At 40.2% G+C, this 16,241-nt stretch carries 17 protein-coding genes; 2 read left to right on the top strand and 15 right to left on the bottom strand.

Annotation, left to right across the window (positions count from 1 at the left end):
- From WC222_04600 to WC222_04540, 13 genes are all read right to left on the bottom strand, one after another.
- The coding region (locus WC222_04600) for a hypothetical protein (GenBank protein ID MFA6915654.1) at positions 1–312 on the bottom strand (312 nt) is incomplete at its 3' end.
- Position 313: 1 nt separating this feature from the next.
- Positions 314–943 carry a hypothetical protein gene (locus WC222_04595; protein ID MFA6915653.1) on the bottom strand — a complete coding sequence of 210 codons (630 nt, stop codon included), beginning with the start codon at positions 941–943 and terminating at the stop codon, positions 314–316.
- A gap of 39 nt (positions 944–982) precedes the next feature.
- Positions 983–1,564, bottom strand: a complete 582-nt coding sequence (locus tag WC222_04590; protein ID MFA6915652.1) for a hypothetical protein — start codon at positions 1,562–1,564, stop codon at positions 983–985.
- A gap of 204 nt (positions 1,565–1,768) precedes the next feature.
- Positions 1,769–2,335: a hypothetical protein gene (locus tag WC222_04585; GenBank protein MFA6915651.1), complete on the bottom strand. Its 567-nt coding sequence runs from the start codon at positions 2,333–2,335 to the stop codon at positions 1,769–1,771.
- Positions 2,332–2,979: a hypothetical protein gene (locus WC222_04580; GenBank protein MFA6915650.1), complete on the bottom strand. Its 648-nt coding sequence runs from the start codon at positions 2,977–2,979 to the stop codon at positions 2,332–2,334. The genes WC222_04585 and WC222_04580 overlap by 4 nt, the downstream gene beginning before the upstream one ends.
- Before the next feature lie 178 nt (positions 2,980–3,157).
- Positions 3,158–3,313 (bottom strand): hypothetical protein, encoded by a 156-nt coding sequence (locus WC222_04575; GenBank protein ID MFA6915649.1) that lies wholly within the window; start codon positions 3,311–3,313, stop codon positions 3,158–3,160.
- A gap of 165 nt (positions 3,314–3,478) precedes the next feature.
- The gene (locus tag WC222_04570; GenBank protein ID MFA6915648.1) at positions 3,479–4,063 is read right to left on the bottom strand and encodes a hypothetical protein; all 585 of its coding nucleotides are present in this window, start codon (positions 4,061–4,063) and stop codon (positions 3,479–3,481) included.
- On the bottom strand, positions 4,060–4,710 hold the full coding sequence (locus tag WC222_04565) for a hypothetical protein (GenBank protein ID MFA6915647.1): 651 nt from the start codon (positions 4,708–4,710) through the stop codon (positions 4,060–4,062). The genes WC222_04570 and WC222_04565 overlap by 4 nt, the downstream gene beginning before the upstream one ends.
- Positions 4,711–4,739: 29 nt before the next feature.
- A complete protein-coding gene (locus tag WC222_04560) occupies positions 4,740–9,599 on the bottom strand; it encodes an RHS repeat-associated core domain-containing protein (GenBank protein ID MFA6915646.1) in 4,860 nt (1,619 codons plus the stop codon).
- Between the two features lie 107 nt (positions 9,600–9,706).
- A complete protein-coding gene (locus tag WC222_04555; GenBank protein ID MFA6915645.1) occupies positions 9,707–10,960 on the bottom strand; it encodes an outer membrane protein transport protein in 1,254 nt (417 codons plus the stop codon).
- A gap of 2 nt (positions 10,961–10,962) precedes the next feature.
- A complete protein-coding gene (locus WC222_04550; protein ID MFA6915644.1) occupies positions 10,963–11,799 on the bottom strand; it encodes an AMP nucleosidase in 837 nt (278 codons plus the stop codon).
- 2 nt (positions 11,800–11,801) lie between these two features.
- Entirely contained in the window at positions 11,802–12,008 is a 207-nt protein-coding gene (locus tag WC222_04545) for a hypothetical protein (GenBank protein MFA6915643.1), read from the bottom strand.
- Positions 12,001–12,210, bottom strand: coding sequence for a hypothetical protein (locus tag WC222_04540; protein ID MFA6915642.1), 210 nt, complete (start codon positions 12,208–12,210; stop codon positions 12,001–12,003). The genes WC222_04545 and WC222_04540 overlap by 8 nt, the downstream gene beginning before the upstream one ends.
- Before the next feature lie 146 nt (positions 12,211–12,356).
- Between WC222_04540 and efp the strand changes: the two genes are divergently transcribed.
- Positions 12,357–12,929 carry an elongation factor P gene (gene efp / locus WC222_04535; protein MFA6915641.1) on the top strand — a complete coding sequence of 191 codons (573 nt, stop codon included), beginning with the start codon at positions 12,357–12,359 and terminating at the stop codon, positions 12,927–12,929.
- Positions 12,907–13,884, top strand: coding sequence for an EF-P lysine aminoacylase EpmA (epmA, locus tag WC222_04530; protein MFA6915640.1), 978 nt, complete (start codon positions 12,907–12,909; stop codon positions 13,882–13,884). Before efp ends, epmA begins: the two co-directional genes overlap by 23 nt.
- Before the next feature lie 191 nt (positions 13,885–14,075).
- On the opposite strand, the gene WC222_04525 is transcribed toward epmA, so the two are convergent.
- On the bottom strand, positions 14,076–14,579 hold the full coding sequence (locus tag WC222_04525; protein MFA6915639.1) for a hypothetical protein: 504 nt from the start codon (positions 14,577–14,579) through the stop codon (positions 14,076–14,078).
- Between the two features lie 3 nt (positions 14,580–14,582).
- Positions 14,583–16,229, bottom strand: coding sequence for an NAD+ synthase (locus WC222_04520; protein ID MFA6915638.1), 1,647 nt, complete (start codon positions 16,227–16,229; stop codon positions 14,583–14,585).
- Between the last annotated feature and the right edge of the window lie 12 nt (positions 16,230–16,241).

Genomic DNA, 16,241 nt, shown 5'->3' with positions numbered 1-16,241 from the left:
ATCATAAGGATTTTCAGCCCATTCTGGAAATGCAATAACAGATATATAATCAAATTCTTTTTTACATGAATATACCCAATAACGAGAAAGCTGATTATTAATAACTTCAAAAAGCGGTGAAGGTTTCCACACGGGATGATATGAATATGTCTCATCACAGATGTAATACCATATAAACCCATCTCTTATAGTGGACCCGTAGACAACATAATCCTGGTTAATCTCTAAAGGTATCCTTCCATGCTCAACCTCTTCTGAAAATACTCCTGTGGGTATTTTAGCTGTATCATTATATAAAGCTTTTACAATCATTTTAAGCTCTATCTGCTTTGTTTTCCCAAATAATATAGCCCTCGCCATCATAAGCACCAATAATTATGTATTGGACATTCGAATAAATTCTTTTGAAATCTTCTTCGACGAGAGTTGAATCCATCTTAGGAACATTTTTAGAGAGAACACACAGAAAATGCCACGCCTCACCACAATTAAAAATACATTTTTTAATAAGATCTATTGAAAATGAAGCTTGAACAATGTAATAGACATCATCATTGAAAATACACGTTTGAGTTCCCTCTATACCTATATTTGAATCCGTTGCTCTTGCGCTTACATCCTCAAAAATTACTGCATTGTTGTTGTTTAAGCTGAGGAATTCCCCTATAAATAAAGCTGTTTGTAAGTCTGTATTAGGTGTGGGGAAAAAATTTAAATATTGAGGTATTTTCTTTTCTTCTAGTTCAGACAGTACCCCTCCATAAGAAAATCCATATAACTGATTGTCTGTTAAGTCTTGAGGAAGAAAAGTATAAAAAATTCCTGTTTTGAGATTAATTTGTTGTAATATTTCACTTGAGAGAAAATTTCCGTGTGGCAAATGCTCTAGGAAATGGTTATAGACTTTATCAAAGTCTAATTTGTATGTAATTAAGCTATTCATTTCACTTTCCATAATAATTGCACAAAAATTGTCTGCTTACTAAGGCTTCCTATATAGTTGTGCATAGGGTATTATCTTGTAGCGAGGATTATTCATAATAGTTTGACACTTAGGACAACGGACAAGTGCATCAAGTTTATTGGTAGACTCCCATGCATCAATACAGAGAGGACAAAGTAGCCAGCTTTCATCTCCAATTTCAGCTTTTATGGTTACGGTTGGATCAGGAAACTCTAAATCCATGAGTTCTTTATACCTCTTGAAAATTTCAATTTCTTTATCAAAACCATCTGTAAGTCTATCATAGTAATCATAAGGATTTTCAGCCCATTCTGGAAATGCAATAACAGATATATAATCAAATTCTTTTTTACATGAATATACCCAATAACGAGAAAGCTGATTATTAATAACTTCAAAAAGCGGAGAAGGTTTCCACACGGGATAATATGAATATGTCTCATCACAGATGTAATACCACATATAACCATCTTCAATTATCATTCCATAAACAACATAGTTTTTATTCACTTTAATAGGGAATTTCATATCCCTATATTTTTCAGGTAATACATCTAACGGTAATTTTGTTGCTTCATTATATAATGTTTTAATAATCATTTTAAGTTGTCTTTGTTTTTCTCCCAGAAAACATACCCTTCACTGTCGTATGCTCCCACTATGATATATTGGACATTCTCATAGATTTTTTTAAAATCAGATTTCGCCATTAATGCTGGGATATGAAGAGGTTGATCCATTAATATACATAGAAAATGCCATCCTTCTAATGAAGCATAAATACATTCCTCAATAACACCAACATTAGGAACAGGACCTTGAATTAAAGTAGCGAGGATTATTCATAATAGTTTGACACTTAGGGCAACGGACAAGTGCATCAAGTTTATTGGTAGACTCCCATGCATCAATACAGAGAGGACAAAGTAGCCAGCTTTCATCTCCAATTTCAGCTTTTATGGTTACGGTTGGATCAGGAAACTCTAAATCCATGAGTTCTTTATACCTCTTGAAAATTTCAATTTCTTTATCAAAACCATCTGTAAGTCTATCATAGTAATCATAAGGATTTTCAGCCCATTCTGGAAATGCAATAACAGATATATAATCAAATTCTTTTTTACATGAATATACCCAATAACGAGAAAGCTGATTATTAATAACTTCAAAAAGCGGAGAAGGTTTCCACACGGGATAATATGAATATGTCTCATCACAGATGTAATACCACATATAACCATCTTCAATTATCATTCCATAAACAACATAGTTTTTATTCACTTTAATAGGGAATTTCATATCCCTATATTTTTCAGGTAATACATCTAACGGTAATTTTGTTGCTTCATTATATAATGTTTTAATAATCATTTTAAGTTGTCTTTGTTTTTCTCCCAGAAAACATACCCTTCACTGTCGTATGCTCCCACTATGATATATTGGACATTCTCATAGATTTTTTTAAAATCAGATTTCGCCATTAATGCTGGGATATGAAGAGGTTGATCCATTAATATACATAGAAAATGCCATCCTTCTAATGAAGCATAAATACATTCCTCAATAACACCAACATTAGGAACAGGACCTTGAATTAAATGAAAAACTTCATTTTCGTAGATAATTGTTTTTGTATATTCGATATCAATATTTTTATAATTGGGCCTTGAAACAGAATGTTCAAATATTGCACCATTGTATTCGCTACTTTGTAAAAATTCGCTAATGAAATTAGTTAATTGTGAATTTATATTGGGTATTGGCCATGCATTCATATAAGGTGCATTTTCATCTTTTTCAAGTTGTGGAAGTACACCACCGTACTTAAAAGCATATAGGCTTTCATTACGAACATTTTCAGGAAGCAAAGTAAAAAAATTCCCTTTTTGGAAATCAATATTTCTAAAGGACTCTTCAGATAGTGTAAACCAATTTAATAAAAAATCGTGAAAATAGGAAATAGCCTTACTATAATTCAATTCATATTTGAACAGAGTGCCTTGAAAGTTATCCATGTAATTCCTTTTGCTTTAGCTATTCCTTTTTAGTTTTTCCTCAAATTTTCCATCTGGAAATAACCTCCAGCTTCTTCTATCTGTATTTTTTCCTTTTGAATAATCCCAATGAGGTCCTACAGGTGGAGAATGATTTAGATCAGGATTTAAACTTTCCTGAGTTTTACCATTATGCCAATTACCTCTTGTTCCTGGAGGTCCGGTCCCTTTTCCAAACAAATCCTTCAGCAGGGCATTTTGTAGGATCGTTTTCAGGGAGATAGGGTGATTTTAATTTACCTTCATCCTCGATAACAATATCTTCTTGAACATGTTCATTGATCGTAGTTGCCACTTCATACGCTAACACAGCCACGAAGCAAGTGTACGCAGCAGTTGCTATAGTTTCTATAGTGGCTATTGCAACAGTCTGTTCTGCAGCGCTAAAGCCTTATGTAATTAAGCTATTCATTTCACTTTCCATAAAAATTGCACAGAAATATTTACTGGAAATATTAGCCTACAAAGGCTTCTTATACAGTTGTGCATAGGGTATTATCTTATAGCGAGGATTATTCATAATAGTTTGACATTTAGGGCAACGGACAAGCGCATCAAGTTTATTGGTAGACTCCCATGCATCAATACAAAGAGGACAAAGCAACCAGCTTTCATCTCCAACTTCAGCTTTTAAGGATATGCTTGGATCAGGAAACTCTAAATCCATGAGTTCTTTATATCTCTTAAAAATTTCAATTTCCTTATTAAAACCATCTGTAAGTCTATCATAGAAATCATAAGGATTTTCAGCCCATTCGGGAAATGCAATTATCGGTATATAATCAACTTCTTCTTTGCATGAGTATACCCAATAACGAGAAAGTTGACTGTTGATGACTTCAAAAGCAGGAGAAGGCCACCAAGCTGGATAGTATGAATAATACTCGTCACAAATGTAATACCAAATAAATCCATCTCTTATAGTGGATCCATAGACAACATAATTCTTATTAATTATTAATGGAATTAGGCCATGTTCAACTTCTTCTGAAAATACTCCTGTGGGCATTTTATCTGTATCATTATATAAAGCATTAACAATCATTGAGTTATTTCTTCTATTTCTTTTTGCCAGAAAATATATCCCTCATTGTCATAAGCCCCAATAATTATATATCGTGCCTTTTCATATATTGTTTTAAAGTCTTCTTCAAACATTGTAGACCCTATTTTTGGCATGTTTTCTGTAAGAATACACAAAAAATGCCAGCCCCTTCCTGAGATGAAAATACAATCTGCTAACACATCAACAGAAGGATATCCTTCTTGAAAAATGTAATAAACCTCATCCTTGTAAAAAGACATAAGGCCCCCCTCTACTCCTATATGAATATTAGTAGGCTTTGCAATTGTATGTGCGAAAATTGCAGAATTATCATTTCCAGCACGAATAAATTCGCTTACAAATTCCGCTAATTGAATATCTAATGTTGGAGTAGGTTGAAAATTAGAAAATCTTTCTATTTCTTTTTGAGGCAATTGAGGAAGGACACCGCCATATGAGAATTCGTACAGTTGCTTTTCAGTGATACTTTCAGGGAGTAGAGTAAAAAATACTCCCTTTTTTAGATTTATATGCTGAACTACATCAGTTGAAAGAGTATTTCCACCTAGTAAATAGTCCACAAAATGATCTATTGTTTTATCTAGATTTAGAGGATATTTTATTAATTTTCCAAGATAATCATTCATAATTAATTGCTTTGCACTTTTTATATTTATTATTTTTTAATATAAGTTCCATCGGGATATATTCTTCCTACTTCACCATTTTTTTTGTTACCCTTAGAGTAATCCCAATGAGGTCCAATCGGTTTTCCATGATTCAAATCAGAACGTAAACTTTCATCTGTGTTATCATTATACCAACTACCTTCTTTTGATCCTGGAACTCCTGTTCCATTCCATACAAATCCTTCGGCAGGGCATTTTGTAGGATCGTTTCCAGGGAATGGATAGGGTGATTTTAATTTACCTTCATCCTCGATAACAACATCTTCTTGAACATGATCATTGATCGTAGTTGCCACTTCATACAATACCACCCCCACGATGCAAGTGCACACTGCGGATGCTATGGTTTCTATAGAGGCTATTGCAACAGTCAGTTCTGCAGCGCTAAAGCCTATGGAAAAGAAACATAATACGAAAGCAACTCTTCCGTCAGGATCAATATATTTCAGGGGGTTATTATGAATATAGGCATAAATATTATTGCCATCCATAAATTCTGCAGGGTCGGGTGTTGTCCATCGGCCTGTTTTTGGATTGTAGTATCTTTCACCGAAGTATAGCAAACCTGTCTCAGGATCCACACGTTTAGAGGAAAAGCGCCAAGGGGTAAAGAAGGTTGCGTTAGTTTCTTCTCCATAGACAGTGTAGGATAGGCTTTCCACAATTGTGCCTTGCATATCCAGAATCTGAACAATGTTCCCAAAGGAATCATGAATAGGGATAAACACCTTATCGTGTAATTCAAGGACAACAGCAGCGCCTATTTCCGCGCCTAACCCTAACCCGAGAATGCGTAACTCCTCTATTTTCCCTTCGGAATTGATCAGACCGATCTCATTATTACCCTCGTATAAATAGTAGGAAGTGGTATTCCCGCTAGTTTTTGATAAGCGGCGGTTGAAAGCATCGTAAGTATACTGATAGTCACCGGAAGGGGTTTTAGCCGAAGTCAACCTATTCAAGGCATCATAGGAATAGGTTAGTTTTTTACCTGCGGTTATTTCTTCGATAAGGTTACCGTTGAGATCATAAGTATAGCGTGTTTCATTCTCTTGCAAGAGCTGGTTCAAGCTATTAAGCGAGTAAGGGGTCTCATCTTTAGAAATACGGTTGCGCAATGAATCGAAGGAATACCGGTGAGTTATTTTGCCTGATTCAGAAGTAAGATTATACAAGTTGTCGTAGGTATATCCGTACTTATCATTTTGGACTCCTCTTTCTTTCACGTTACCCACAATATCGAACGTTGTTTCTTCACGGTAATGTGGGGAAGTTAATATGGTACATTGTCCATTAAGATTGTAGGTAGTGTTAATTTCACCTAGCTGAAAAGGGAGTTGGGAAGTGGCGATTTTGCCATTGAGATCATAATGCGAATACCTATGTTGGTACGCTATTTTTCCGGTACGTGTAACAGTCGTGAGATGAACAGAGTTATAGGCATAGTGAACTTGAGTGCTATCAGGAAGTGTGAGTACCAAAGGCCGATCAAAGGCATCATAGGACTTGTACAAAGACTGTCCGTGGCCTAAGGTCTCCTGTAAGCAATTACCAAACGCATCATATTGACGGTAAGTTGTTTGCTTTTGGATGACATCATAAACAGAAAGGAGGTTGTCATTTAGATCGTATATATAGGTGTAATGTACACTCCCATCCGAAGAAGATAATTCCAGGAGGCGACCTAAGCTATCATATGTGTAATTAAGGATTGTTCCATCTGGCTTGATGATCTTTGAACGTTGACCATTTGCTGTATAGGCATATTCCGTAATTTTATTTTCAAGGTGGCCATCGCCTTCGGATAGGCGAACAAGTCTATTCATCGCATCATATTTACGAGTCAGGACATATCTGCGTGGGGGTGCATCCAGCGAGTAGACGACTTCGGTTTCTACTTCGAGGTTACCTTTCACATCATAATGAAAGAGAGTAGTATGCAAAGTCACCCCCTCAGAATCTACTTTAACAACTCTATTTACACGCTGCATAGCATCTAGAATGGTCAAAGTTTTATTCTTTTGGGCATCGATCTCCACACGACAAGCTACCTTTTGCCCTTCATCATTGAAATGGTAGTAGTTATTGAAAGCTGTGCTTTCGTTGCCTTCTGCATCGACTATGCGGGTGAGTTGTCCGTGCGTATCGTAGTCTTTTACTGTCAATGCGCTTCCATGATCTGTCTCCCTAAGTGTGGAGGAGCAGTTACCTTTTGCATCATAAGAAAAGGATGTTTTGCTATAGAGCGTCCCTTGATCATCTTCTACTTTCTCTTGGAGGACTTGTCCTAATAAGTCGTAGTCTCTGAGCGTAATACGCTGGCTTCCGGCGCAATGGTCAATTATGTGGCGTAAGCGGTTTTGTAGGTCGTAGGTATACTCGCTTTTCTTATTCTCTTTTGTTTTGGCTGTTAACCTGCCTGCAAAGTCATACTGGTAATGTGTAACATAGCCTAAAGCGTCTGTCTCAGAAAGAAGATGAAAGGCGTTATACGTGGAAAAGGTCTTTTTGAGTAATTCGCCTGTTTCTGAATAGACGCTCGTATTTATGATCCGACCTTGTTCATCCTGCTCATAAGTCGTCGCTACTCCTTGCCGGTTCATTTCTTTGACGAGCCACCCTTCTAGACTATAACGATAATGTTCACTGGTTCCGTCCGGATGTTCTACATCCAAAATATCACCACGGATATTTCTGTTATAGCGTGTGGAATTCCCTTGGGCGTCTATTTTTTCCACGAGCTGATTTAATGTGTTATAGAGATACTTCTCGGTAGCCCGGATGCATTCGCCCTTGCTATTCGTCGTAGGAGGATGGATAAGTTCTATTAATCTTCCTAATTCGTCATATTTATAGTTTGTTTCATTTCCATAGATATCGACAGCGGCCACTTTATTCGAACAAGCATCATAGGCATATCTTTTCTCTAGGATCCTTCCAGAAGGAAAGACTTCACATTCTTTTACAAGGCGGTTCATCGCATCATATTCATAGGTGAAGTAGCTGTCTAGACAAGGTCCCTGTTCAAAGACTAAGTTGTCGTTAGGGTCAAAGCGCTTTTTCGTGCAGCGGGACAATAGGTCATTCTCTTCTATGCAATGTCCTTTGGAATCATATTGGCGAGTTATTGAACCTAAATATGTTTCATTTGCGTTAAAGTGCTTTTCTTCAATTAATTGTCCTTGAGGAGAGTATGCACGCTCTATTCGACTTAAGGTAATTTCTTTACCTGTAGCTAAGTCGAGGCATTTTTCGGTAATGCTTTGTTGTAAACCATAAGGGGGGCTTTGTGTATAGGTGATCTCTTTGATATGTCTTTCTGTAATTCCTGCAAGGCTATCCGCTTCTTGCTGGCAGCCATCATCTTCAATTTCTCTCGATAGAAATCCATCCTGGTCGTATTGATAAAAAAAGCGGCGCTGAATTCCTGAGCTTGTCCAAACAAGTTTTGCAATAAGTTGATTCGTGCCGGGAGTATAGGTATAAACAGTTTGGGTTCTGTCATCTGTTTCTTTTAAGAGTAGATTTAGACCGTCTTGACTATAGGTAAAGTGTTTTTCTAAGCAATCGCATCCATTGGAAAGGGGGGTATAATCGATACCCACGCAGAGTGCATTTTTATTGTTTCCGGTTAAATTACCCCACAAGCTTTCGCTGGTAATATTCCCCTGCACATCATAGTCTAAATGCCTGCAAAATAAGGGTGTGCTGTTGGATGTAAAATGGATTCTATTCGTTAAATTACCTTTGTATTCTCCGGTTCCCCATGTCAAGTGGTCAGTGGAATAACATTTTGTCTGGAAATGCCTCTTAAATGAAGTTAGCCTAAATTGCTTGTCAAAGAAGTAGACTGTAGGGTTATTAGCTGCATTAACAACCACTGTGCGCCTGTCGTGGTAAATGAACTTCTTTGTAGTTAGAGGTAAGCCTAATATATTTGCAGGTGCACAAAGAGTTCTAACTTTTCCACTATCTTTGCCTTCGTAATAGTAATTCAAGAATACATACCGTCCATCGGGCCTTGTAATGTTCGATAAGCAGTATGTTCCATCATTTAGCTGGGTGTAGGTATAGGATTCATCCGGACCGGCAGGTCTTTCCACAGAACAAAGTAAGGATGTATGGGCATCTTTTTGGAAATGGTTCTTCACTTCTCTTAAACCAATAACGTCTTGATAATGTGTAGATTGAAACTCTCGATTTTTCTTCCGCAGAGTCCTTATCATCGGTTGTCGGAGTTCTGCACAGGTTTGTGTAGAGAGGGTTTGTCCATCAAACAATGTTTTAAAGCCGTCAGGATGTCTCTCTTCAAACCATTTGTACGTAAAATGGTTTGAAGCTTTTTTAAAGCTAAATGTACTGCCGGAACCTGTGTGAATCTTGGCGTTATCTATATCTGCAAATTGTATTTGTGTGTTTTTGGGATGTGTTTTCCCATTGATGCGTCCGTGTGCATTAGTCAGGCCTTTTTTAAAGGCTTTTTCGTCCAGCTTTAATACATTGTTTTTTGACACATATGTCAACCCTATATAGGGACCGTGGATAATGTGGGCTTTGTTGAAGGATTCGTTCAATTCGAACTCGCCTGCAAGACTTGTTTCCCAACATTTTCCTAAACTTCCAGAATATCCTTGTAGGTATGTGCGTTTTAACCGCACAGATTTGGGGCCTTCTACGGTCATATCTGTGGTAGAATAGGTAAAATGACCGGATATGACATTCACGCCATCGACATAAGTCGTGGGTTCTGAAAACAAATCATAAGGAATTAGCGTTAAATCAACGTCATCTTCGGCGGATAAATTGAATAGGATGCAGAGTGCGAGTAGAAAAGTAAAAAAACGCATAGTTCCTCCTTGGAAAAGTGAAGGAATTAAAATGTGTTCTTGCAATAACTTCAAGAAGTATTTTTGCGCTTAATATAATTTTCTCTTTGCGAAGTAACTAGTGGGCTTTAGAATGCCCAGATAAGGTTCATATTAGCAAAATAGACATACATATCCCGGAAGTTTCCGGATACTACCCCTGCCAAAGGACCTCTGCCTTGGCTGCATCTCAAATTACCCTGCCATTGCAGCTCAGTAGCAAAATCTAGTTTCAAGTCATCCGTTAGTTTCCAACGGAAGCCTGTCCCATAACGCCACTGATGTCCCACAGGAAAATCCAGCACCATATTGACCGGTTTCACGATAGAAGAATCGTAGGCGATGCCTGCAGAAAATGTCCAATCTTCGTTCCAACGAAATTCTGCACCCAAAGCAGCATGCCAACAATCCTCAAGTTTTGGAGTAAATGATAGGGTAGTATCGGCAGGATTGGTTACAGCGATAGAAATTCTCTGAAATTTGGACCATTGCTGCCAGCCAATATCTGCCATAAGGGACCAGCAATCCAAGTCATGATAAGCGCTTAAAATCAGACTTTGGGGAATATTTGCATCTAAGTTTATTTTGGAATTCCCGGCTCCTGTATCTGCGAGGGCTCGAGTGAGCAAGGGTCCAATATTTCTAAATTCCGGTTTATTCTTAAAACCGATATGCACGCGCGTTAGATATTGGGCTCCAAAGCGTGTACAGGGTGTCATCTCATAGAGCAGACCTATCACGCCCCCAACACCGAAACGATTATTGCTTACTTTTAGGCTACCATCCCCAGCACCAGGCTCCAAATTACGGACAGCAGACTTCTGCAAAAACATGCCGTACATCACATTGACTCCGACACCTACTGACAATTGATCATTGATGCGATAAGCTGCGGAAGGAACACAAGAAAAAGTTTGCAACCTAGTTTTGCGCACATAGTAGCGCCCTACCCAGTCGCCATTATAAACAAGCTCTGCCCCTAAATAACTCAGAACGCTTAGTCCTAAAGTCAAGTTATCGCTTACCGGCTGCACATAGAAGGTTCCGCCACTGGGGAAAAATTTACACCCCTCCCCTTTACTGCCTGATACTGTGGTGCTGCTATTCGGATAAAAATCTACATGCTGATAAATCGCTTGGGATCCAAATTCGATTTGGCGTCCGCAAAGGCGCGACATCCCAGCAGGATTGGTGAAAGCTGTCGAAGGGTCTTCCGCACGGGAGCTCCAACCGGCGGATCCTAGGCGGGTGTCAGCAGAAGAAATTTCATAAAGCATCACTCCCCCCGCCTTGAGGGGGTCATGGAAAACTAGAAAAATCAATAGCCATAGAATATAACGCACTATTACGACTCTTTTTTGTTGTTTCTGCCCCGGAAGATTCCTTTTGGCTTTTTTGTCTTCATTTTCTCATGCAGCATTTGCATGGTTTTGACACCTATCTCCACATGTTCTTGAGTATGGTTCTGATAGACTTTTTCACTTAATTCTTTAGTTTTTATTCCCTCTAGTTCCAAGGGGAGATCCGAAATTAACAACAATGCTCCCAAGGGCAGCTTATGATAGTAGCTTGCTGTAAACAATGTCGCGCACTCCATTTCGACAGCTTGGGCGCGGCTTGCTTCCAAACGGGCACGGAATTCGGCATTGAATTCCCAAAAGCGCTTATTGGTCGTATGGGTAATGCCGATATGGTAAGGGATATGGTCCTCTTCCAAAATAGTTGTCGCAGCTTTCTGCACAATAAAGTTAGCCATCGCAGGTACTTCCGAAGGGAAATAGAAATCCGATGTTCCTTCGCCGCGTATGCCTGCAATAGGAACGAAGAACTCCCCTACTTTATAGTGATCTCTAAGGCCGCCGCACATCCCTAATAATATGGACGCTTTGATCGGTAGATGGGCGCATAAGTCGACAACCAGTGCTGCAGCTGGAGAACCAATCTTAAAGTCTAAAATAGTGATATGCTCTTTGGGCGAATGGGCCACTTTGAACATAGAACCTTCCGAAGTCTCCAGCTTCCTGCTTTCGGCAAAATATTGGACATAGCGTGGAAAGTTTGTCAGGAGGAGAAAAGGCTGAAATTCACTTGCAGGAGAACCGCAATAGCGCTCCAAAGTATCACGTGCAACTGCTTCTTCACGTTGACTAATTTCTTTTTCATGGTATTTTCTTGTTGCCACTATCAGCTCCAATCAATTTCAGAGGGTTGGTGTTTATCATCCAGCAAAGGTCCAAAAGTTTGTTTCTTTCGTTTTTCATCCTTAAAAAGGCTGTTGCATCGAGGACAAGTGAAATCAGCTGTACGCTGCCGGCTTTCAAGAATATAACCGCACTGCGGACAGCGGACATAGCGGACATATAAATCCCAGGTATGGTTTCCTTTATCCATGCGGCTTCGCCTTTTTTATACCCATAAAGTACTCTATCCACCTTCTGAAAAAGCCTTTTTTCTTTGGGCGATAAACATGCACGGTGTTTCCCCATCCATTGATGTCATGCATCTCACAACCGATGATCCCCTTGCCAGGTTCTAATCGTTCATGTTTGAGGGGCAGGTCCGTAGGGTAGTCTTTATATTCTCTGTGCCACATAATCTAATCTTTCATACTCGACACATAATTATTTTACTATAGAAACGAGGCTCCTTCGGTACTAAAATCACAAGTGTATAGACACTGAGTCGCGTAATATGGTATCTTTTTAACTATCTTAATTTATCTATACAGGAAATTTTATCATGGCTCAAATAAGCACAAGTGATTTAAAAACAGGCTTAAAAGTTGAAGTTGACGGCGCACCCTTTAACATTATCTCCAACGAGTTTGTTAAGCCCGGAAAAGGCCAAGCCTTTAACCGCGTTAAATTAAAACACCTTTTCACAGGAAGGGTCATTGAACGCACTTATAAATCTGGTGAGAAATTAGAATTAGCCGATGTAGGCGATGCTCAGATGCGCATGCTCTATCGCGAACCCGACGGCGTAGTGTTCATGGACGATAACTCTTTTGAACAGGTCAAAATACCCAACGAAAATATCGGCGAAAATGACAGATGGCTTATGGAAGATAAGCTTTACGGTATTTTATTCTATAAAGGCGAGCCCGTAGCCATCGATCCGCCTACTTTCATGGATATGCGTATCGTGGAGACAATGCCCGGCGACCGTGGCAATACTGCTTCAGGCCGTGTCCTAAAACCTGCTAAAACAGAAACCGGTGCAGAAATCCAAGTGCCGATATTCATCGACCAAGATGAAATCGTTAAAGTGGATACACGCACGGGTGAATATGTCTCACGCAGCACGTCATAGCGAACGCTCAGCTACTTCTAAGATAACCCTGCTCAAAGACCGGGCCGCCATGTTAGCTGCGGCACGGGCCTTTTTTTTAAGCAGAAATGTCATGGAAGTAGATGTTCCTTTATGTACTTCGCATGCTTGTATTGATGAAAATATAGACCTTATGACTGTGGTGGATGGACAAGGGAGCAAACGTTACCTCCAGTCCTCGCCGGAATATGGCATGAAAAGGCTCTTATCTGAAGGCAGCGGAGACATCTATCAGATCGGTCACGTCTTCCGCGATGGGGAAGTCGGCTCCCGCCATAACCCTGAATTCTCCATGGTTGAATGGTACCGATGCGGATTTACTCTGGAACAGCTTGTCGCAGAGACAGCTTTATTCATCGAACTCTTCCTAGGACAACAGCCTTGCAGCATCCTCACCTATCGCGCCGCCATGCACACCTATGCAGGTATTGACTATGTGAATGCTGATGAAGAACAACTACTTCAATGCATCCGTAAACACGGTATAGAGCTTTCCGCTGAACTTGCTGCCGGTAATAAAGACGACCTTTTAAATATTCTCATCGGCAGCGTCGTGGAACCTCATCTAGGGCGCCGGCAGTTGACAGCGATTACGGATTTCCCAGCTACTCAATGCGCTTTAGCCGAGATTGAGATAAGTGAAGGTGCCCCCGTAGCTAAGCGCTTCGAATTCTATTATGAAGGGAATGAGCTTGCTAACGGCTACCGTGAACTGCGCGATCCCCAAGAGCAGAAAATGCGCCTCGAGAGATCTAATCAAGCGCGTCTTAAAAAAGGAAAAGAGGCTCTGCCTGTCGACCCTCTCTTTTTAGATTCATTGAGAAAAGGGTTTCCAGCCTGCTGTGGTGTTGCCGTCGGATTTGATCGATTAATGATGCTTAGGCATAGCGCCGCCCATATCAAAGATATCATTCCCTACTGCTGGACAGAATCCTGACAGCAGATTCGCTGATGTTTCGGTATGATTATGTTATCATAATGTGAAGTTAAACTTCGCGAATCAAGTGGTTTTGGATACAATATTTTCAAGTAAATTTTTAAGTTAAGACAGTCAAAAGTTCGAAGTGTCCCAGTAAAACTGAAGGAGTTCCGTCACGTAACACTTTTATAGACTCTTCTACACCCCCATCAAATTCCTATCCCAAATACCACGGACGTAGAAGCCCTATGCCCTAGATTTCCAATCTTGTTGGAAAACCGCTTATAGGGAAAAGATTCACTGACTTCAATGAAAGGTTGGAATAATAAAATACTTTCAAACTGCATTCCCACGATGAGCTCTCCTACCAGTCCTGAATAGCCGGTGTTCCGTTTTGAATTGACGATATAAGCCCAGCTAGCAGCTGCCCCCACATAAATACGGTTGGAATGCATAGGATTAACATAAAGCAGTGCTGCGATCCTAGGAGAACTGTAAAAAGCAACTTTATGTTTTTTGCTAGCTGCAATGCTCCACGAGAAATCCAGCGCAACCAGGGACAAATCATACCGCTGGCCTATCCCTGCCACGGGTGCTATCACCTCTTCACCCAAAAATGCTACGCCTCCTTTAACATAACTGAAGGCAGACAAGCTAGAAAAATGGAGGATTAGTACAACCAATAGACACACTAATTTATTCGCTTTGGACATGTTTTATTTTACCCAGCGTTGTACGATAGGGAATTTCCTTCCTATCGAAAAGGCACGCTCAGTTACTCTAAGTCCAGGAGCGCTTTGTCGGCGTTTATACTCCGAACGATGGATGCGTTTTACAATGTCGTGAACTATTTCCGGCGGGATGCGGTATTCCAAAATAATGGCCTCAGGTGAACGGTGCTTTTCTAAATATTGCTCGAGTACAATATCAATGTAATCATAATCAGGCAATGAGTCACTATCTTTCTGGTTCTCGCGTAGTTCAGCAGAAGGTGGTTTATCAATAGTACTTTTAGGGATCACTTCTTTATCACGGTTGATCCATTCCGCAAGGGCATAGACGCGTCGTTTCGAAAGGTCGCTTATCACCCCCAGACCGCCGCACATATCGCCATAGAGCGTTGCATACCCCATTGCAAGTTCGCTTTTATTGCCGGTATTCAACACAACATAGCCGAATTTATTCGAATAGGACATTAGGATAATTCCGCGGATGCGCGACTGTAAGTTCTCCTCCGTTACATCAAAGGGGCGCCCCTGAAAATCTTTTTCCAGCAGCGAAAGAAAGTTGCCGTATGAGGAATCAATAGGAACATTCAAGAGGCGAATCCCCAAATTATCAGCTAATGCTTGCGCGTCCGTAATGCTCCCTGGAGATGAATAGCGAGAAGGCATAGAAATTCCTAGCACATTTTCTTTACCTAGGGCATCGACAGCAATGCAAGCGACCAAGGCGGAGTCAATTCCCCCTGAAAGGCCCAAGCATGCCGTAATAAAGCCTTGTTTCGAGAAATAATCCCTTACTCCCATAACCAAAGCATTGTAAAGTTCTTCCAAGACATCCCCTTCATGCAAGGATATTTTAGGCGGCATGTCATCGATATCTACCACAAAACCATCCTCTGCAAAGCCTAATGCGCGATAGACCAAAGCTCCTTTTGCATTGACAGCGATGCTTCTACCATCAAAAATCAAGCTATCATTCCCCCCTACCTGATTGCAAAGGATCGCCGGGCAATGGAGCGCTTTAGCTGCTTTTTCCAGGGCATAGGTACGCAATGGAGCTTTAAGGACGCTGTAAGGTGAAGCGGAAAGATTCAATAGGACATCCGGACGCTGAGAAGTCTGTCTTAGTTCCATTACAGGATCGCGTGCGTAGCGGTCGAAGAATATCTGCTCACTGTGTTCCCAAATATCTTCGCAGATGGTAATAGCCACCTGCTTACCTGCAATATGCCAAAGGCTTGTCTGTCCACCGGGCTCAAAATACCGTCGTTCATCGAAAACATCATAGGTAGGTAAAAGGATTTTATCCTGGTATCCTACGACTTTTCCATTTGAAATGACGACAGCGCTATTATGCAAAGGTTTGCCCACGGGCGTATGGCTTTCCCTAGGCGCTCCTATGATAGCAACAATATCGTATACACTCTGTGCTAATGTTTTGAGAGCATCTTCCGCGGCATAGATAAATTTGGGCATCAAAAGGAAATCGTCGGGAGGATACCCCGTTAGCACCAACTCGGAAAAGAGGACTACATCGGCCTGCTGGTCTTTTGCCTTATGAATCGCTTCCAATATCTTCACACAATTGCCCTCGATATCGCCAATGATAGGGTTGAGCTGGGCAACATAAATCCGCATGTTATCGTCCTT

It is taken from the genome of Parachlamydiales bacterium (assembly GCA_041671045.1).
GTDB lineage: Bacteria > Chlamydiota > Chlamydiia > Chlamydiales > JABDDJ01 > JABDDJ01.
This window is presented reverse-complemented; position numbering and strand designations above follow the sequence as displayed.

What these genes read in the sequence shown, in the direction of transcription:
- WC222_04595 (MFA6915653.1), bottom strand. Translation starts at nt 943, where the DNA reads ATGAATAGCTTAATTACATACAAATTAGACTTTGATAAAGTCTATAAC.
- WC222_04590 (MFA6915652.1), bottom strand. Translation starts at nt 1,564, where the DNA reads ATGATTATTAAAACATTATATAATGAAGCAACAAAATTACCGTTAGAT.
- WC222_04585 (MFA6915651.1), bottom strand. Translation starts at nt 2,335, where the DNA reads ATGATTATTAAAACATTATATAATGAAGCAACAAAATTACCGTTAGAT.
- WC222_04580 (MFA6915650.1), bottom strand. Translation starts at nt 2,979, where the DNA reads ATGGATAACTTTCAAGGCACTCTGTTCAAATATGAATTGAATTATAGT.
- WC222_04570 (MFA6915648.1), bottom strand. Translation starts at nt 4,063, where the DNA reads ATGATTGTTAATGCTTTATATAATGATACAGATAAAATGCCCACAGGA.
- WC222_04565 (MFA6915647.1), bottom strand. Translation starts at nt 4,710, where the DNA reads ATGAATGATTATCTTGGAAAATTAATAAAATATCCTCTAAATCTAGAT.
- WC222_04560 (MFA6915646.1), bottom strand. Translation starts at nt 9,599, where the DNA reads ATGCGTTTTTTTACTTTTCTACTCGCACTCTGCATCCTATTCAATTTA.
- WC222_04545 (MFA6915643.1), bottom strand. Translation starts at nt 12,008, where the DNA reads ATGGATAAAGGAAACCATACCTGGGATTTATATGTCCGCTATGTCCGC.
- WC222_04540 (MFA6915642.1), bottom strand. Translation starts at nt 12,210, where the DNA reads ATGTGGCACAGAGAATATAAAGACTACCCTACGGACCTGCCCCTCAAA.
- efp (MFA6915641.1), top strand. Translation starts at nt 12,357, where the DNA reads ATGGCTCAAATAAGCACAAGTGATTTAAAAACAGGCTTAAAAGTTGAA.
- epmA (MFA6915640.1), top strand. Translation starts at nt 12,907, where the DNA reads ATGTCTCACGCAGCACGTCATAGCGAACGCTCAGCTACTTCTAAGATA.
- WC222_04525 (MFA6915639.1), bottom strand. Translation starts at nt 14,579, where the DNA reads ATGTCCAAAGCGAATAAATTAGTGTGTCTATTGGTTGTACTAATCCTC.
- WC222_04520 (MFA6915638.1), bottom strand. Translation starts at nt 16,229, where the DNA reads ATGCGGATTTATGTTGCCCAGCTCAACCCTATCATTGGCGATATCGAG.